This is a genomic window from Granulicella paludicola (assembly GCF_025685545.1).
Taxonomy (GTDB): Bacteria; Acidobacteriota; Terriglobia; order Terriglobales; family Acidobacteriaceae; genus Granulicella; species Granulicella paludicola.
In genome coordinates, this window is record NZ_JAGSYC010000024.1 from 220753 (window position 1) to 239265 (window position 18513).

Genomic DNA, 18513 nt, shown 5'->3' on the forward strand with positions numbered 1-18513 from the left:
AATGACGAAAAATGAGGCGTTACTCGTAGCGGAGCGCTTCGGCGGGTAACACGCTGGCGGCTGAGCTTGAGGGATACAGCGTAGCGAGCAGTGCCATGCCGAGGGATACTCCTCCGACAATGAGGGCATCCACGATGCGTGGGGCAAAGGGCAGTGTGTCGATGGAGTAGACGCTCGCGTCGAGGTGGATGAAGTGATAGTGAGAGCCGAGGATGCTGGCGATGTATCCGATAATGAGGCCGAGCGTGGTGCCGATGGCGGAGATGAGCAAGCCTTGCAGCAGGAAGATGCGGCGAACCTGTTCGGCGGTGACGCCGAAGCTCATCATGACGGCGATGTCGCGGGTTTTCTCCATCACCATCATGGTGAGCGCGATGAGGATGTTCAGGGCGGCGACGACGACGATGAGCGCGAGCACGATGAAGGTAACGACCTGCTCGAGTTTCATAGCGCGAAAGAGCTCGCGGTTCTGCTCCATCCAGTTGGTGGCCTGGAAGCCGGGACCAGCGGCCTGTTCGAGAGCCTTGCCGACCTCCTGTGCTTTGTAGAGGTCGTCGATGCGGAAGCTCATTACGCTGATGAGGTCGGGTTCGATGAAGAGCTTTTGCGCGTCGCTGAGACGCATGAAGGCGTAGGCGGAGTCGTACTGGTAGAAGCCGGATTCGAAGATGCCGACGACGCGGAAACGCTGGTACTTGGGCACGAGGCCGAGTGGGGTGAGTTCGCCCTGCGGGCTGGTGACGAGGATGGAATCGCCGACCTGTGCGCCTAGCGTTGTGGCGAGGTCGCCGCCGATGACGATGGGTGGGATGCTGCCTTGAACCTCGAATGGTGGTAACGGAGGGTCGGCGCACTGCCAACTAGCTTGATCGCTTGGTTGTGCGCATGGTGACAATTCTTTGATGGAGCCCTTATGCACGCTCTGGAGGAGGTCGCCGATCTTCAGCTCGTCGGCTGGAACGATGCCTTTGATGAGTGCGCCGCCGCTGCGTGCTCCGCGCGAGATGAGGACCTGTCCGTAGAGTCCCGGCGAGATGGCCTGCACATGCGGCACGGTTTGCAGGCGCTGCATCAGGGGACGCCAGTCACGGATGCCGTCACCGGCGACGCGCAGCAACTCTACGTGCGCGGTCGAGCCGACGAGGCGGTCCTGCAGGTCGCGGCGCATGCCATTGGTGATGGCGAGAGCGACGATCAGGGCAGCGACTCCGGCAGCAACGCCGATGACGGAGATCGCTGTAATCAGCCCGACGACGGCCTGTCTGCGGCGGGCGCGCAGGTATCTTGCGGCGATGAATAGTTCGAAACGCATCAGCATCTACCGTACAACACGGCAGCAGACCTATTTCTCCCGGAGTGGAACGGTGAAGGCGTAGACACGATCAGGGAAAGTTTTGCTGTCTGCTGGCAGCATTAGCAGGCCGTACTCCCCAGCAGTCAGAGGCGATTGCGGCGTCACCTTCAGGACATCGTTCCCCGCGTCCGATTTGGCGACGGGCACTTCGTCGATATGGCGTTTTCTGCCTCCTCCGAAGGTGTTCGCAGTGAAAGTGATAGCGACGCGTGTGTCCTTCGACGGCTTCAGGCGGACGAGCGTGAACATTGCACGCTGATCGCTCGGATCTTCCGGATCAACGTGTACGTAGAAGGTGGGTGTCGTCGTTTGGAGAATAAGAGATGAGGTGACTCCATCGATTTCGACCGTGTTCTGCTGACCGGAGTACACCAGGCCGCGAGCGAAATTGCTACCGGTGTGGGCGTTGGAGCCAACCTTTGTGGCGTGCATGGCAGAAACGATTGGATCGCCGCTCGCGGGGTGTTCAATCACTGTGAGCGCGCTGGTCAGCCGCAGGCCGGGTTCGACCTGTTGTGGCGCAGCCAGCATCAGCGGAGAGAGAGAAAGTGCAAGAAGAATTCGCGGAAGCATAAGCGAGATTGTATGAGAGCCTCGCGCCGAACGTAAGTGAAATTGCGAAGGAGACTGGTCTCAACTTGTTTCAGCGGCAATAAAAACTGCCGGAGAATCTCCGGCAGTTCATACAGCATGTGCTGTGCGCCTATGCCTTCAGCACAGCGCGGTAACGGACCTGGTTCTTTTTGACCTTCTCGACAGCGAGGTTGCAGTCCTTCATCGCGAAAGATTCCGTGATGGCTTTGATGCCATGGCGGGCGGCTACGTCGAGCATCTCGTGCAGATCTGTGGGACTGCCGGTTGGGCTGCCTGCGACAGCTTTTTGACCTGAGAGCAGGCTGAACGCGGAGATCTGCATCGGCGACGGTGAGGCACCGAGGACGACGAGCGTGCCTTTGGGACGCAGCGCGCCTACGAAGCTCTGGAAGTCCTGATCCGCCGAGACGGTGGAAAGGATGAGGTCAAAGCTGCCTGCGAGCTTCTTCACAGCGCCGGTGTCGCGGGTGTTGACGAAGTGATGCGCGCCGAGCCCTTTGGCTTCGTCAGCTTTGTCTGCACTGGTGGAGAAGGCTGTCACTTCGCTGCCGAAGGCACGGGCGAACTGGATGCCCATGTGGCCGAGGCCACCGATGCCCACGACGCCCACTCGCGATGAGGGTCGAGCGAGCCAGTTGCGCAGGGGGCTGTAGACGGTGATGCCACCGCAAAGCAGGGGCGCGACGTTCTCGCTGTCGAGCGACTCGGGTACCGGGATGGCGAAGCGGGAGTTGACACGGATAGCCGCGGCATAGCCTCCGTTTCGACCCACGCAGGTGGGCTGTGCCTTGGGACAGAGTTGCTCTTCGCCCTTACGGCACCACTCGCAGATGCCGCAGGAGTCAGACTGCCAGCCGATACCGACGCGCTCGCCAACTTTGCGGTCCTTGACGCCTGAGCCGATAGCGGTCACCTTGCCGACGATCTCGTGACCGGGGATGAAGGGATATTTGCTGATCTGCCAATCGTTATTTATCAGGTGGACGTCGGAGTGGCAGACGCCGCAATGCGAGATTTTGACCTCGACCTCGTTGGCGCCGAGCTCATCGACCTTGTATTTGAAGTTAGAAAGCTCTGCTCCGGCCGCGTGCGCGGCCCAACCTTGAATCTCAACCATCTGTCGTTCCTCTTATCCTTGAACCCCTGCGTAAGCCCGGCCCCAAAAGTGATACTCGTCAAGCTTACAACAGGGAAAATGCCGGGCAAGTGGTGACATCAAAAGCGTTTTGGAGCGGGAAATGCGCGGTACATTTCCACGGAATTTTGATGGTCTGATAGCACGATTGTGCGATAATTTGGTTGCGCCACTGGTCGGGACAACCCCCCACCGGTTGCATCCCTTGATAGGTGGCGCGATTTGAAAGCAAAGGGCTCGCTGGCACCCCCCGGCGGCCCTTTGTGCTTAAGCCGACAGGCCAAATTCTAGAAGCGCACTTACCTGGGTAAGTTTGGGTGTTGAGCTTTTCTCCTGGATGAAAAGCCGGTGTGGCAAGTGTGAACCCTCCCGCGTCATCGCTTCCGTCTATCGTAGTAACGTCACTCTTGCAGGATCTTTGTTGGGGCTCTATCCATGATGAAGCGCATTTTCCTCACGTTCACGCTAATGACGTTGTGCGGCAGTTGTCTCTTGGCTCAGGACACGCAGCAAAAGCCTGTACCCGCGACGACCGACGATGCCGGACCGCAGAACAGCAACCAGATCGACTTGCCGAAGAAGAAGGAAGAGGCTGCACCACCGCCTGCTCCTTCGGAGGAGAAGGTTGCGAACCCCGGGGCGACGTACTCGCTGCGAGTAGATGTGCCGATTGTGAACCTTGACGTCAGCGTGGTGCTCGACAAAAACCACCAGTTTGTTCCAGGTTTGAAAGCACCAAACTTCCTGGTGGTGGAGGACGGCAAGGAGCAGGATGTCACGAGCCTGCGGATGACAAAGACTCCGATTACGGCGGTGATGCTGCTGGAGTTCGCGTCGACCTCGTGGCCGTTCATCCAGGACATGCGGAACGCTTCGCAGAGCTTTTACAGGACGCTGCAGCCAGAGGATTATGTTGCGGTGGCGACCTATGATATGCGGACGAGCATTCTTTGCGACTTTACGAATAACAAGGACGTAATTAGGGAATCACTGGACTCTCTGATGATTCCGGGTTTCAGCGAAACAAACGAGTTCGACGCCTTGTACGAGACGCTGGATCGGCTGACGCGCGTGGAGGGCCGGAAGTACATTGTGTTGATTTCGTCAGGCAGGGACACGTTCAGCAAGCTAACGTGGGACCAGATGATGAAGAAGATCGCAGCGACGCCCGATGTGACGATCTTTACGATCAGCACCGGTGGGCTTGTCCGAGCCATGTCCTCTGGCAGCGGGCCGCGGCATATGGACTATCTGCAGGCCGACAACGAGATGAAGACCATCGCGGCGATGACCGGCGGATTGCATTTTCAGCCGACGTTCCAGGGAGAACTTCCGGATATCTTCGGGCAGATCAACGAGAGCATTCGCAACCAGTATGTATTGACCTACAAGCCGACGAATACGAAGAACGATGGCAGCTATCGGAAGGTAAAGGTTTATCTCGTAGATAACGAGGGGAAGCCGCTCCGGATGCAGGACGAGAAGGGCAGGCCTGTGAAGTACTCGGTAATTGCGAAGGATGGATATAAGGCGAAGCTGCCGGTGGAGTGAGGAAGGCAGGGAATCTAAAGGACAAAGGCCCGCCACTCTATTGAGTGACGGGCCTTTGCTTGGAATTCCTAGTCTTCCTTGAACGCTGCCATCGCCAGCACGATTAACCCTGCCAGCAATACCGTTCCTTCTACATGCGTGGATTGACCATGCAGTCGGTCGAATTCGGCGTGAGCTGGGGCGTCCTTGGGCGTTTGATCCACCTCGGCGGCGAATTGTTGCTGCAGCGAGGTGCGGTCGCGCTCCATGCGGGGGATGATGCTGAGCTGCGAGTAGCCGGTGAGGGCGAGCATCAGAACGATGAGGGCGATCTCGGCGCCGTGACGCCAGTGGCGATCTCCGAGAGCCAGCAGCGTGAGTGTCAGCAACAGATAGATGAAGCCTGCATAGGTGCCGAGGGTGTGCAGCGCAAGAAGGCAGCCGCGAACGACAATGCCTGCCTCGTGCGTCGAAGGCAGGTTCCCGAACGCGACCGCGGCGACGACGACGAAGAAGACCAAGCCGCCGACCCACAAAGCGATCGCGTAGAGGCGGAGGATCCGGACGGCGGCGAGGATTGTTTTCATGGAATTAGGCGCTCTTCTTTAGCGCGCGACGAAGGATGAGCTCCAGCGCGGCTTTGGTTTCGGCGTATTCCGCGTCGGAGACCTTGCCTTGAAGCTTGTCGGTTTCGAGGGCGAACATCTCCTCTTTGAGCACCGTCAGGAGCTGCGATGCGTGGACCAGCGGGCTGCTTACGAGCACAGGGGAAGCAGGCGTTCCAAGAGCTCCGGCTCCCGTGGTCGCAGCTGGCTTCTTCAGGAGCAAAGCTGCAGCGACGGCGAGAATAAGCGCGAGCCCGGAGAGAATCCACCATTTGTACTTGCCCCAGGGATCGCGGGAGTTCTCGGGATCGAGAGGATTGTCGAGGCCCTTGCCGGGAGCGGTGTTATCGGTCGCGGCCTGGCTGCCGCCGGACTGTGCGCCTGCGGCTCCGGCTTGCCCTCCCTGTCCGTTCTGGGCTGGATCCTGAGAGTCGCGCGGAAGTTCGCCCTTGCCTGTGAGGGTGAAGGCAAGAGGCTGGCCAACGGCGACGCTGCGAGCGACGAATGTCTGAGCGTTCACCTCATCGTTGACGGCGCTGAAAGGCGAGCCGGCAGCGGGGGTGAAGGTCATAGACTTCGGCATCATGACTGCAACCGTGTCCGTCATAGCCGTGACGTGCGGATCGAACTTGAAGGTGCCGGAGTACGGGACGTGGTAGCTGACTTGAAAGCGCGTCTCGCCGGGACGGATGGGGAAAAGGAAGGTGTACTTGCCCTTATCGGCCAGAGGAACTGGCGCGGCTTGGACGGGCATACCGCCGGGTGCGAGCGCGGCGGAGCCTTCGACGACGGCGCCTTCGGGAAGATAGAAGTCGAAGGGCTCATTGGAGAACTGCGTCATCGCGGGCTTGGAGTCGTTCTTGACGAAGAAGTTTTCGACGACCTTGAGGGAGTTGCCGGAGGCGTCGGTCTGGAGGCGCATGACAATGGCCTCGGTCGACACGCCCTTCACGCTCGCCGCGGCGTTGTAAACGTCTAGATCGACGGTGGTTGTGCCGGGCTGCGCGGGCTGGAAGTAGTTCGCCTTATCGTGGGTGACGCGGACAAGGTGCAGGCCGTCGTCGGGCACGTCGAGGGAGTAGTGACCGCGGGCGTCGGTCTTGGTCTTGGTGGACTCCTGCATACCGGCGGCGAGACGGATGAGGGTCACGTCGTCGCCGGCGGACGGCTTGCCGGTGGTGCGGTTGGTCACGGTGCCGGTGATGGGCGTCGCAGCGAAGGCGGCAAGCGGCGACAGGAGCGCGAGGACGACGAACGAGCGGAGAAATTTTACGTTGGCGAGCACCCTCTAAGGATACTGCACGACTCGGCGCGTTTATCGACGTGCTTTTGGAGGGAGACTCAGGCTCCGAGTGCTTCCATCTCGGTGACGACGCGGGTGGCTTCGGCTTCGAGAGACTCGCGCTGACGGGCGTAGTCCTCTTCTGGGTATTTGCCAGCGCGGAACTCGAAGTTCAGGTCGCGGAGGTTGTCGTAGATGGAGTCTTTGCGCTCGCGAAGATAGTCGAGGCGGGTCTTCTCGGTCTGGACGGCGATCTTCTGTTGCGGCCAGAGGATATAGGCAAAGCAGCCAATCGTCAGTAAAGCAGGGGGCAGAATCGTCTGCAGGTCCATCGATGGTTTCCTTTAAACAAAGCAGCCTTCACGCTTGAGCCAACTACCGAATCAGAAAACGAATCGGGGCAGGCTCCGCGTCATCTATGAAAGATTGTATTCGTTAGCGTTGAGTTTGACACTCCGCTTTAGGGGTAGAGACGGCGTCTAAGATGGATAGATAGCGGGCGGGCTGGAGGTTTAGATTGAGGCAAGTGCTTGTAAAGGCGATGTTTATGCTGCTGGTGGCGGCCGGAACGGCCGCAGCTCAGCCGAATCCGCATACGGTGCAATTGAACCTCGATCCCGAGGTGCGGCAGGGGTTCGAGCGCTTTTACAGCCTTGATTTTGATGGCGCATACAAGGTGTTTACGCATGTTTCGCAAGAGCACCCCAATGATCCCATGGCCTGGAATTACATCCTATTCACGGTGATCTTTCGCGAGCTGTATCACCAGGACCTGTTGGACACGACCTACTACGCACGCAACAGCTTCCTGTCGACCAAGCGGAATGTCGAGGTTCCAGCGCCCACGCGAGAGCAGATCGAAGGGTTGACGAACAAGGTCGTCGGCATGTGCGACGCGGCGATCAAAGCGAACCCGAATGACAAGGATGCCTACTTCGAGCGCGGATATGCGAAGGGGATGCATGCGGCGTTCATCGTGCTAGTGGACCATTCGTTCGCGCAGGGAGCGCGGCAGGGGTTAGCTGCGAGGAACGACAGTGAGCAAGTGCTGAAGCTCGATCCGCAGTATGCAGACGCGGATATGGCGGTTGGGATTCAGCAATTTGCGGTCGCGAGTCTGCCAGGCTGGGTGCGGATGATTGTGGGGATCATGGCGGGGGTGGGTGGCAACAAGGAGAAGGGGCTGGCGATGCTGCGGAATGCTGCGGCGCATGGTGTGGTGACAGCGGTGGAGTCGCGAACGGCGTTGAGTCTGTTTCTGCGGCACGACGGGCGCTATCCAGAGGCGCTGGACGTACAACGCGGGCTGGCTCGTGAGTTTCCTCATGACTATCTGTTCCGGCTCGAGGTGGCGAACCTCACCAAGGACGAGGGGCATGGGTTGGAGGCGATCGCAGCGTATAAGCAGGTGATCGCGGATGCTCAGAAGCCAGGGTACTTCACGGATGTGCGCCTGCAGATGGCGTACTTCGGCATGGCCGATACACAACGCGGTTACAACTTCATCAAGGAAGCTGCCGAAGGATACACGCAAGCAGCACAACAGCCGAACTGCAGCGACTGGTTGAGGAAGAGGGCGTGGCTTTCAGCAGGTGAGATGCAGGACCTGCTGCACAATCGGCAGGCGGCGATTGCGGACTATCAGCAGGTGCTAAAGCCGGGTGGGGACCAATCGCAGGCTTCGGCGGCGAAGGACCACATGGAGAAGCCGTTCACAGGGAAATAGCTCAGTCGCCAAGCTTGAGGCTGCCCATATACGATCGTCATCGACGATTGTCCTACCAATTTCTCTGCGCGAAGGATCTTATTTATGCCCTGTTCGAATCTGCGGAAGCCCCTGCTGCTGGCAGCCTTGTTTGCCTCAACTCTTCCCGCCACGTTGTTAAAGGCACAGACGCCAACGCATACGTTTGCGGTGAGTGGCAATCAGTTCCTGATGGACGGTAAGCCGTACCAGATCCTCTCTGGCGAGATGCACTATCCGCGCGTGCCACGGGCATACTGGCGGGATCGCTTTCAGAAGGCGCGGGCGATGGGCCTGAATACGATTACGGTATATGTCTTCTGGAACGCGCATGAGGCGAAGAAGGGCGTGTACGACTTCAGTGGGCAGAACGATATTGCTGAGTACATACGCGAGGCGCAGCAGGAGGGTTTGAACGTGATCCTGCGACCGGGCCCGTACATCTGCGGCGAGTGGGAGCTGGGTGGTTATCCGTCGTGGCTGCTGAAGGATCCAAACCTTGTGCTGCGCTCGGATGATCCGAAGTACACGGCTGAGGTGCACACCTGGCTGATGCGGCTGGGGAAGGAGATCAAGCCGCTGCTGCTGAAGAACGGCGGGCCGATCATCGCGGTCCAGCTCGAGAACGAGTATGGCTCGTTTGGCGACGACAAGGCGTATCTCGAAGAGTTGAAGAAGGAGCTGCATGAGAGCGGCATGGGCGATTCGCTGATCTATACGGCGGACGGTCCGGAGCAGTTGCCAAAGGGCTCGTTGCCGGAATTGCCGGCGGTGATCAACTTTGGGACGGGTGATGCGGAGAAGGCTTTTGCGACACTCGCAAAGGAACGCCCGGACGGGCCGAAGATGTCAGGCGAGTACTGGGCAGGATGGTTCGATCACTGGGGTGAGAAGCACCAGGTGACGGACGGCAACAAAGAGGCCGCCGAATATCGCTGGATGATTGAACACGGCTACTCGGTGAGCATGTACATGTTCCACGGCGGCACGAGTTTCGGCTGGATGAATGGCGCAAACTCCAACGGCAAGAACTATCAGCCCGATACCACCAGCTACGACTACAACGCTCCGCTCGACGAGAAGGGCACGCCGACTGCGAAGTTCTTCGCGTTCCGTAAAGCTATCTCCGAAGTGACGAAGACAACGCCTCCTCCTCTACCGAAGCCAGTCACCCTTCAGGCGTTTCCGATCGAGCCGAAGATGCTGTCGGCCTCGCTATGGAAGAACCTGCCTAAGCCGGTGACCTCGAAAAAGCTGCTGACGTTTGAAGACCTCGATCAACCCTATGGTTATGTGCTGTACCGCACGCAGCTTAGGGCGGGCGACGGCGGAAAGTTGGTGTTGGGCGGCCTGCATGATTACGCGCAGGTTTATGTTGACCAGAAACTTGTAGGCACGGCGGACCGCAGACTAGGTACGGATACGGTCGAGCTCCCAGCGGTCGCCCGGGCTGCAACGCTGGATGTTCTGGTGGAGAACTCGGGCCGCGTGAACTATACCAAGGTGATCCGCACAGAACGCACGGGGCTTACCGGTACAGTAACGCTCGACGGCAAGGAGCCTGTGGGATGGCAGATCTACTCGCTGGCGATGGACCACGTGGCGTCCCTACCGTTCAACGCTGAGCCTTGCAGCGGCCCGTGCTTCTACCAGGTGCAGATGGATGTGCAGATGCCGGTGGATACCTACCTCAACACGAGCGAGCTGCACAAAGGCATGGTGTGGCTCGGCGAACGCCCGCTCGGTCGCTTCTGGTCGGTTGGGCCGCAGTATGCCCTGTATACGCCGGGGCCGTGGCTTCATGCAGGCAAGAATGCGGTTCACTTCTTCGACCTGATGGGCGACTCGACGGATATCCTGACGACCACTGTCGCCCCGATCTTCGACACCCCGAAGAAGTAAAGCGCATCGCGGGAGGTCGCTGCAGAGTTCACGCTTTGGAGAAGATCTGCTGACGTCTTCTACGTCCTTGCTCAGCTCTCTTCTGCGAACGTGCTCCTGTTTGTGGTTTCTGTTCAGATAGAGGAAGAGGAAACACAGTATGGAAACACAACAGACGACCTTCGACTTCGAAAACACCTATGTAAAGCTACCTGCGCGGTTCCATGCGCGGGTGAATCCAACGCCGGTGGCGGCGCCGCGGCTGATTAAGGTGAATGAAGAGCTGGCGCGGTTTCTGGGGCTCGATCCCGCAGCGCTGTCGACTGAAGAGGGTGTGCAGGTCCTTGCGGGCAATCGTATAGCGGCAGGCTCGGAACCGTTGGCGCTTGCATATGCAGGGCATCAGTTCGGGCACTTCGTGCCGCAGCTTGGAGATGGTCGAGCGAACCTGCTTGGAGAGCTGCGTGGCGAAGACGGGCACCTTTATGACGTGCAGCTGAAGGGTTCCGGACCAACGCCGTTTTCGCGCCGAGGCGACGGACGCGCCGCGCTGGGACCGGTGCTGCGTGAGTACATCCTGAGCGAAGCGATGCACGCTCTGGGTGTACCGACAACACGCGCGCTGGCAGCTGTTGAGACTGGCGAACGCGTGGTGAGAGAGCGTTACTTGCCAGGTGGCGTGTTTACGCGCGTTGCAGCGAGCCATCTGCGCGTGGGCACGTTTCAGTATTTCGCTGCGCTGGAGGACAAGGAAGGTTTGCGGACGCTCGCGAATTACGCGATCGCCCAGCACTATCCTGAGGTCGCGAAAGAGGCAAAGCCCTACCGCGCGCTTCTGGACGGTGTGATTGGACGGCAGGCACGGCTGATTGCGCAGTGGATGTCGCTTGGGTTTATCCACGGCGTGATGAACACGGATAATAGTTCGATCTCGGGCGAGACGATCGACTATGGGCCATGCGCCTTCATGGAGGCCTTTGATCCCAACCAGGTCTTTAGTTCGATCGACGCGCGGGGACGCTACGCCTACAACAATCAGCCCCACGCGGCGCACTGGAACCTGACGCGGCTGGCGGAGGCGCTGCTACCGCTGCTGACAGAAGAAGAGGGCAGCGAAGAGGCGGGTGTCCTTGCAGCTCAGGAAGCACTGGCTGTCTTTGCCACGGAGTTCGAAGCGGCGAGAGATGCCGGGCTGCAGAGTAAGCTCGGTTTGTTTACGGAGCAGGAAGGGGATGCTGCTCTAGCGCAGGACCTACTGGACCGCATGGCTGCGAACAATGCGGACTTCACGCTGACCTTCCGGCGGCTTTGCGAGGCGGCGGCTTCACCTGCGGGTGACAGCGAGGTACGCTTGCTGTTCGCCGATCCCGCGAGCTTCGATGTGTGGGCGTCTGCGTGGCATAAGCGGCTGGATAGGGAGAGCGGCTCTGCGGCAGAACGGGCGGCAGCGATGCGTCGGGTGAATCCGATATTCATTCCGCGCAATCATCTGGTGGAGGCGGTGATTCAGGCGGCGATGGAGCGACAGGATTTTCGGCCGTTCGAGGAGCTGCTGGATGCGACGTCTCGACCGTATGAGGACCGGCCGGAACTGGTGCGATTTACTGTTCCGGCGCGGCCGGAGGAGCAAGTGCAGCAGACTTTCTGTGGGACGTAATCCACCGAAGCCGCTCCGGGATGCAAAAGGTGGAGCTGGCCGAAGAATCACGGAACTACTGCGAAAACGCTGCGTATTACTAAGTGCGCAACGATGTTGCTAAGGAGGTTTCGATATGATTTGCACAAATTGCAGTAGCGAAGTTCAGGTAGGTTCTCGTTTTTGCAGCGCCTGTGGAATACGGATTGCGCCTGCCTATGTTCCCGTAGAAAATGCAGCAGCCCGCGAAGGGCTTTATCGCGCTCGTGAAGGTCGTGTGATCGCCGGTGTGTGCGCCGGGTTCGCTCGTCGCTATGGTTGGGATGTGACGATTGTTCGCCTGCTTGTAGTGCTGACCGTACTGGCTGGCTGCGGAATGCCGTTCCTGCTTTATTTCGCGGCCTGGATCGTGATGCCGAAGGAGCCGCTTGCCTTCGCGATTCCGACTCCAGTGATTCCAGAGCCAGTTCAGCCGCAGGTCTAATCGGCTAAAGCAAAGGGCGCGGTACGATGAAGAGGTGAGTACGACTTCATCGCCGCGCCCCTTCGTTTATGTTCAGGACCGTCTTGCCGTATCCGGTGTAGACCTTACAGCCCTCGCTGCCGAGTACGGCACGCCGCTTTATGTGTACTCGGCTGACGCGATTCGCGAGCGCGCCCAGATGCTGCAGCAGGCGTTCGCTGCCGCTGCACCCGCGCTTTCTACGACCCTCTGCTACGCGGTGAAGGCCAACTCGTCGCTGGCGATCTTGAAGCTGCTTGCAGGAATGGGATGCGGCTTCGACATCGTCTCTGGCGGTGAACTGGAGCGCGTTCGCCGTGCTGCTCCCAAGGCGCTCGGACGCGTGGTTTTTTCCGGCGTGGGTAAGCAGGCGTGGGAGATGGACGCAGCGCTCGAAGCAGGCATACTGCTATTCAACGTGGAGAGCGAGGCCGAGCTCGAACTGTTGAGCGCGCGCGCGGTGGCGTTGCAGAAGACTGCGCGCATTGCGCTGCGTGTGAATCCAGATGTCTTTGCAGAGACGCATCCGTATATCTCGACAGGGCTCAGCGCGCACAAGTTCGGTATCGCGATTGCGCGGGCGCGTGAGGTGTACAAGCATGCGGCGTCATTGCCCGGGCTTAGCCCTGAAGGCGTCAGCGTTCATATAGGCTCGCAGATTCGAGCTGTCGAGCCGTTCGGGCAGGCGTTACAGCGGGTGCGGGCACTGGTCGAGGAGCTGCGCTCGGATGGCATCGATATTCAGCACGTGGACGCGGGTGGTGGCTTTGGCATTGAGTATGGCAATGGGGATTTTGACCCTGCCGCGAGCGTCGCCAGCTATGCAGCTGAATTGAGTCGCGTGATGCAGGGACTGGATGCAACGTTACTGTTGGAGCCAGGACGGTTCCTTGTGGCGCAGGCAGGCGCGCTGATTACAAATGTGCTTTACACGAAGCAGAACGGCGACAAGCACTTTGTCATCACGGATGCGGCTATGAATGATCTGATTCGTCCCGCGCTATACCAGGCCCATCACGAGATCTGGCCTGTGCAGAAGTCGGAACGGGCACAGCAGACATCCGATATCGTGGGTCCGGTCTGCGAGTCCGGTGACTTTTTTGCACGGGATCGAGAGACTACAGAGCTGCGTTCCGGCGATCTGGTTGCGCTGCTGGATGCAGGTGCCTATGGAATGAGTCTGGCTTCGCACTACAACACTCGAGTTCATCCCGCAGAGGTACTGGTCGAGAACAGCTCCGCACGGCTGATTCGCCGTCGCGAAACGCTGGATGAGCTCATGGCGGCGGAGATCGTCTGACTCCAATCACAGCGGGCTACGTGCTACACTTCTGAGCGACGAGGGTGTGCGAGAGGCCATGATTTCAGGCCATTTCCGCCCTCCAGAACCACCGATCCACGACTCCAAAGCAGCAGAGGTTCCACCCATGTCCGGCCATTCAAAATGGGCAACAATCAAGCATAAGAAGGGCGCCCTCGACGCCAAGCGCGGCAAGATCTTCACCCGCCTCATCAAGGAAATCACCATCGCAGCCAAGGGCGGCGGTGGCGACCCGGACGGTAACCCTCGCCTGCGTGGAGCGATTGCAGCGGCGAAGGCGGAGAACATGCCCGCCGACAACATCAAGCGCGCCATCCAGAAGGGAACCGGCGAGCTCGAAGGAGCTAGCTACGAGGAGTTGACCTATGAGGGTTATGGTCCTGGTGGCGTTGCGATCATCGTCGACGTTTTGACGGATAACAAGAACCGCGCAGCAAGCGAGATTCGTCACGCGTTCTCGAAGCAGGGCGGCAATCTTGGTGCTCCTGGATCCGTGGCTCACATGTTCTCGAAGAAGGGCCTGATTGTTGTCGAGAAAGATGCGGCCAGCGAAGACAAGCTGACGGAGATCGTTCTCGATGCGGGTGCGGAGGATCTGAGCGATGAAGGCGAAGTTTGGGAGATTATCACCGCCCCTGCTGACTTCAACGCCGTACTCGATGCCGTGAAGGCGGCGAAGATCGATACTGTGCAGGCTGAAGTAACGATGCTTGCTTCGACCTACACGAAGCTTGAGGGCGCACAGGCAGCTCAGATGTCGCGCCTGCTGGAAGCGATCGACGATCTCGACGATACACAGAACGTGTACTCGAACTTCGAAATGGACGAAGAGTCCGTACCGGCCTAGAGAAAAATCAGTAGCTAGAAGAGTGTAGTGCGAAGAAAGCCGCCACTCGATGGCGGCTTTCGATTGTGAGGAGAAGAGTTGATGAAGCGTTCCGTCTGGTTGGGTCTTTGTGCTTCGGCGTTGCTTGCTTGCGGTGTTGTCAACGCGCAGGATGTTCATGAGTCGCCGGTGGCAAAGGTCGCGAACTCCACTCCGTGGGAGTACGGCGTACTGGCACAGGGCGGCGTTGGCCTTGAAGAGCGCACGGACTACTCGTTCTTCCTCGCGGGTGCCCATCTGGGCAAGGTCATCACGCCGGAGTTGGGTACGGGGCTGTTCAAAGGCAACTTCGAGTACTCGGTTGAGGTGTTTCCGATCTGGCAGTCGTACACGCCGAAGTTTCAGCGTCTGAACTGCCCGACGGGTGCTACGCTGGCCAGCCAGTGCTATGGCCCGACCACCAGTGGTGGCACGTATCGTGGCGTCAGCATTACGCCGATTCAGCTGCGCTGGAACCTCACGCACGGTCGCAAATTCATGCCGTGGGCGCAGGCTGCAGGTGGAATGGTGTACACGACCCGCAAGTATCCTGGCGTTGGCAACCTCAATGTCGCCGACCCGACACAGACGGGTCCAGCGGCCGACACAAGTGTGTGGAACTTTACCCCGCAGGGCGGAATTGGTGCACACTACTTTGTGAAGCCGCAGCGCTCGGTGGATATGAGCGTGAACGCGGTGCATATTTCAAGCTCGAGCCTCGGCGATAAGAACCCTGGTGTTAATGTGAGTCTGCAAGTATCAGTAGGCTACACGTGGTGGAAGAAGTAGGGCCTGGAACGGAATTCAGAGATTCGGAATAAATAGTTGGAAGCAGCCTTGGTGCAATGAGCGAGAACGGGATCAGTGAGCAGATTGTAGAGTGTGTTCCGAACTTCTCAGAGGGCAGAGACCTTGAGAAGGTGCACGCAATTGTTGGCGCGATGCGCGTCGACGGCGTGCACCTGCTCGATTACTCGCTTGACCCTGATCACAATCGGTCCGTGGTGACGATTGCTGGGGCTCCTGATGCAGTGCTGGAGTCGGCTGTCCGCGGTGTGGGCATGGCGGCCAAGTTGATCGACCTCACACAGCAGAAAGGCGAGCATCCACGCGTCGGTGCGGCGGATGTTGTACCGTTCGTGCCGGTGAGTGGTATCTCCCTGATGCAATGTGCTTTGCTTGCGCGGCAGGCGGGGAAGGAGATCTGGAACCGCTACGGCGTGCCGGTGTACTTCTATGCCGGGGCGGCGACTCGTCCGGACCGCGTACTGCTGGAAGACGTTCGCCGAGGCCAGTTCGAAGGCCTAATGAAGGACACGATGCGCGATTCGGCGCGGCGTCCTGATATCGGAGGACCGGAGCTGCACCCGACGGCTGGGGCCTCGATTGTCGGAGCTCGTACCTTTCTGATTGCGTACAACATCTATCTGGCGGGCAGCGGCGTATCCAATGCAGACATTGAGGCGGCGGGCATGGACTCGGCGCTCATCTCGTCTTCCGGTGCTGCCGATGTAGGTCTTGCGCGGACCATCGCGAAGGAAGTGCGCGCTTCCAGCGGAGGCATGCTGGGCGTGAAGGCGATGGGCGTGCTTGTAAACGGTCGACCGCAGGTGAGTATGAACGTCACGGACTTCCATAAAACCCCTGTTGCCCGCATTCATGCGGCGGTTGCGCAGATCGCAGCTCGTCATGGAGCCCAAATTGGGGATGGAGAGCTGATTGGGCTGATTCCTGAGGCGGCGTATGAGCCAAACGCCGATTGGATTCGTCAAATACCCCAGTTCGACCCTGAAGAGAAGGTCCTTGAGCGCAGGCTTAGCCATCCGTTGGACTGGCCGTAGGTATGTGACACCGCCGTAAAACCTCGCGATGGGAGCTTTTTAGGCTTGCTCAGGAGGGTCGATTCGGAAACAATCATAAGATGTTGCCCTGAAGAGGTTTCGGGCGCGTACAGCAGGAGTAAAAGGTGATGACATTGAAGAGCTTGCAGCAACGGGTAACTCTAGGCGTGACTTCGGCGCTGGTAATGGCGATGATTTCGGCAACCGCACAGGCGGCACAGCTTAGCGGCGATGCGCGCAGCTCCATCCCGAAGGATGTGCAGCAGATCATTGTGGTGGACTACAAAGTGATGCAGAGCTCGCCCGCAGCCATGCAGTTGAAAGACCGCGTTCTTCCGCCGGAGCTCAAGCGCCTGGAGACGGCCTTGAAGACCTCTGGTCTGAAGGTCGATCGCGACGCCGACACGCTGGCGTTTGCTGCCTTCCGCGCCTCAGGAGGGGGAACCGGGACGAGGGTTCTGGGCGTGGCTCAGGGACAGTTCGATACGGCGGGCATCATGGCAAACTTCGCCAAGTCGAAGACTAAAGCGACTCCCTACCGACAGAACTCGATCTGGCCCATGGGCAACGCCGGCATGAGCGTGGCGTTCCTGAACCAGACGACCATGATCTTCGGCGACCGCGATGCCGTGAAGGCTGCCCTCGATGCACGCGATGGTCTGCAGCCGAACTTCCTGCAGAACAGCGACATGATGAATGAGATGGCGATCGTGGACGCGCGTCCGGTCTGGAGCATTCTGGATTCGAAGGGTACGCAGACCATGATGAAGGGTGTGCTCGGCGACGCTTCGGCGTTGGCCGATTACGACACCGTCAAGAACCGCTTCCGCAATGCACGTTACACCATGGACTTCTCGAATGGCGTGAAGTTTGATATGGCGGTGACGACCTCCGACACGATCACGGCGGCGACCGCAGCGACCCTGATGAAGGGTGTTGCGTTGATGAAGAAGACTGGCGGATCGCCGCTCGAGAAGTCGGCTGTGGATGACACGACGATCGACTCGAACTCGGGCACGCTGATGGTGACTTACTCGTCTTCGGATTCGGAGTTCGCAGGTCTCTTGACCTCGCCGCTGTTCCAGCAGGTTGTGGTCAAGTAATCGTTCCTTTTAGACAGAAAGCGGAAGAGGCGACCCTCGGGGTCGCCTCTTTTGTTTGAAATCGGGGTGATTCTGTAGACTCACAAGCTCAGAGTCCGATGACATCTACGAGTGTTTCGCGACGGGCTCAGAGGCTCTCTTTTCTACGTCTGGATACTTACCGACTGTTTTACATCGATCCATCACCGCTGCACGAAGGCGGTTGGCGAGTTCGTCCGGGAACTCGTAGGTCTGGGCGCCCCGATAGACATCGATGGTCTTGCGAGTCGTGTCTACGACCACTTCGCAGTGGTGGCAGGTTCCGAGGTGTTCTTTTACCTCGACCAGAAGGGTAGGGTCGATCTGCCCATCAAAGTAGTCGGTTAGTTTGGCCAGAAAATCGGTGCAGTTCACTTAGTTGCCTCTTTGCTTTGCCGAAAGTACCGGCTGAGACGTTCGCGTAATTGTAAACGCGCGCGCAACAACCTCGACTTGACTGCCGGTACGCTCAGCCCGAGGGCTTCGGCCGTCTCTTCCGTCGACAAGTTTTCGATGTCCCGGAGTGTGAAAACGGTTCGAAAACCTGGGGGAAGACCCGCAATTGTCTTACGAAGAATCTCCGCAAGCTCCGATTGTGAGTAATTCTGCTCCGGATTGGGTCGCCATTCGGCGAAATCGCGGGGGATGGAGCCTTCATCCGTCTCCACATCCTGGTCCATGGACACCGTTTTAGAGGTTTTGCGCTTGCGCAGGCGCATCAGGCTTTCGTTCACGGCGATGCGGACAAGCCAGGTAGAGAACTTGGAGTTGCCCTGAAACTGCTCCAGCTTCTGGAACGCTTTGAAGAAGACGTCCTGGGTGATGTCCTCAGCGTCCTCGCGGTTCTGCGTGATGTGCTGGGCAGTGCGGAAGATCTGGCGCTCATACTGGCGTACGAGAACCTCGAAGGCGGCGGTATCGCCGGCTTTGGCGCGCTCGACAAGAGCGATGTCCGGGTGGATCTCGATCGGTGCGGCGTCTTCGGCGGCAACATCTGCGGGAAGAACGCTGGCGAGCACTTCGGGCGGAATCGCCTGGGTTGGATCGAAGGGGTCTTGAGCCTCGGTTTGGGCGACAGTTGCTTGCGTTGCGGCCATAGTTA

General features: G+C 59.0%; 18 protein-coding genes. 10 read left to right on the top strand and 8 right to left on the bottom strand.

From position 1 onward, the window contains the following. Nucleotides 1-19: 19 nt before the first annotated feature. The 3 genes from OHL14_RS10335 to OHL14_RS10345 form a co-directional block, all read right to left on the bottom strand. Nucleotides 20-1312 (bottom strand): ABC transporter permease, encoded by a 1293-nt coding sequence (locus OHL14_RS10335; RefSeq protein WP_263379265.1) that lies wholly within the window; start codon nt 1310-1312, stop codon nt 20-22. Nucleotides 1313-1342: 30 nt separating this feature from the next. Continuing rightward, on the bottom strand, nt 1343-1927 hold the full coding sequence (locus OHL14_RS10340) for a hypothetical protein (protein WP_263379266.1): 585 nt from the start codon (nt 1925-1927) through the stop codon (nt 1343-1345). 130 nt (nt 1928-2057) lie between these two features. After that, nucleotides 2058-3065: an NAD(P)-dependent alcohol dehydrogenase gene (locus tag OHL14_RS10345; protein ID WP_263379267.1), complete on the bottom strand. Its 1008-nt coding sequence runs from the start codon at nt 3063-3065 to the stop codon at nt 2058-2060. A 453-nt stretch (nt 3066-3518) separates the two neighbouring features. Between OHL14_RS10345 and OHL14_RS10350 the strand changes: the two genes are divergently transcribed. Continuing rightward, nucleotides 3519-4634 carry a VWA domain-containing protein gene (locus OHL14_RS10350; protein ID WP_263379268.1) on the top strand — a complete coding sequence of 372 codons (1116 nt, stop codon included), beginning with the start codon at nt 3519-3521 and terminating at the stop codon, nt 4632-4634. Nucleotides 4635-4702: 68 nt separating this feature from the next. Here OHL14_RS10350 and OHL14_RS10355 read toward each other — a convergent pair whose 3' ends face one another. Genes OHL14_RS10355 through OHL14_RS10365 form a run of 3 tightly spaced genes read right to left on the bottom strand, consistent with a single transcriptional unit; the run spans nt 4703 to nt 6832 of the window. Continuing rightward, the gene (locus OHL14_RS10355) at nt 4703-5200 is read right to left on the bottom strand and encodes a DUF4149 domain-containing protein (RefSeq protein ID WP_263379269.1); all 498 of its coding nucleotides are present in this window, start codon (nt 5198-5200) and stop codon (nt 4703-4705) included. A 4-nt stretch (nt 5201-5204) separates the two neighbouring features. After that, nucleotides 5205-6503, bottom strand: a complete 1299-nt coding sequence (locus tag OHL14_RS10360; protein WP_263379270.1) for a carboxypeptidase-like regulatory domain-containing protein — start codon at nt 6501-6503, stop codon at nt 5205-5207. 56 nt (nt 6504-6559) lie between these two features. Beyond that, complete coding sequence (locus OHL14_RS10365) at nt 6560-6832, bottom strand: hypothetical protein (RefSeq protein ID WP_263379271.1); 273 nt, start codon at nt 6830-6832, stop codon at nt 6560-6562. A 194-nt stretch (nt 6833-7026) separates the two neighbouring features. On the opposite strand from OHL14_RS10365, the gene OHL14_RS10370 reads away from it, so the two are divergent. From OHL14_RS10370 to OHL14_RS10410, 9 genes are all read left to right on the top strand, one after another. After that, complete coding sequence (locus OHL14_RS10370) at nt 7027-8226, top strand: hypothetical protein (RefSeq protein ID WP_263379568.1); 1200 nt, start codon at nt 7027-7029, stop codon at nt 8224-8226. A gap of 84 nt (nt 8227-8310) precedes the next feature. Continuing rightward, entirely contained in the window at nt 8311-10146 is a 1836-nt protein-coding gene (locus OHL14_RS10375; RefSeq protein WP_263379272.1) for a glycoside hydrolase family 35 protein, read from the top strand. Between the two features lie 139 nt (nt 10147-10285). Then, on the top strand, nt 10286-11782 hold the full coding sequence (locus tag OHL14_RS10380) for a protein adenylyltransferase SelO (RefSeq protein ID WP_263379273.1): 1497 nt from the start codon (nt 10286-10288) through the stop codon (nt 11780-11782). A 115-nt stretch (nt 11783-11897) separates the two neighbouring features. Beyond that, nucleotides 11898-12245, top strand: a complete 348-nt coding sequence (locus tag OHL14_RS10385; RefSeq protein WP_263379274.1) for a PspC domain-containing protein — start codon at nt 11898-11900, stop codon at nt 12243-12245. A gap of 34 nt (nt 12246-12279) precedes the next feature. Next, nucleotides 12280-13563 carry a diaminopimelate decarboxylase gene (lysA, locus tag OHL14_RS10390; RefSeq protein WP_263379275.1) on the top strand — a complete coding sequence of 428 codons (1284 nt, stop codon included), beginning with the start codon at nt 12280-12282 and terminating at the stop codon, nt 13561-13563. 127 nt (nt 13564-13690) lie between these two features. Continuing rightward, nucleotides 13691-14431 (top strand): YebC/PmpR family DNA-binding transcriptional regulator, encoded by a 741-nt coding sequence (locus OHL14_RS10395; protein WP_263379276.1) that lies wholly within the window; start codon nt 13691-13693, stop codon nt 14429-14431. Between the two features lie 81 nt (nt 14432-14512). Beyond that, on the top strand, nt 14513-15238 hold the full coding sequence (locus OHL14_RS10400) for an acyloxyacyl hydrolase (RefSeq protein WP_263379277.1): 726 nt from the start codon (nt 14513-14515) through the stop codon (nt 15236-15238). A 56-nt stretch (nt 15239-15294) separates the two neighbouring features. Next, nucleotides 15295-16290 (top strand): glutamate formimidoyltransferase, encoded by a 996-nt coding sequence (ftcD, locus tag OHL14_RS10405; protein WP_263379278.1) that lies wholly within the window; start codon nt 15295-15297, stop codon nt 16288-16290. Nucleotides 16291-16418: 128 nt separating this feature from the next. Beyond that, a complete protein-coding gene (locus OHL14_RS10410) occupies nt 16419-17393 on the top strand; it encodes a hypothetical protein (protein WP_317890411.1) in 975 nt (324 codons plus the stop codon). A gap of 105 nt (nt 17394-17498) precedes the next feature. Here OHL14_RS10410 and OHL14_RS10415 read toward each other — a convergent pair whose 3' ends face one another. After that, on the bottom strand, nt 17499-17786 hold the full coding sequence (locus OHL14_RS10415; protein WP_263379279.1) for an anti-sigma factor family protein: 288 nt from the start codon (nt 17784-17786) through the stop codon (nt 17499-17501). Continuing rightward, nucleotides 17783-18508: a sigma-70 family RNA polymerase sigma factor gene (locus tag OHL14_RS10420; RefSeq protein WP_263379280.1), complete on the bottom strand. Its 726-nt coding sequence runs from the start codon at nt 18506-18508 to the stop codon at nt 17783-17785. The genes OHL14_RS10415 and OHL14_RS10420 overlap by 4 nt, the downstream gene beginning before the upstream one ends. Nucleotides 18509-18513: the final 5 nt, after the last annotated feature.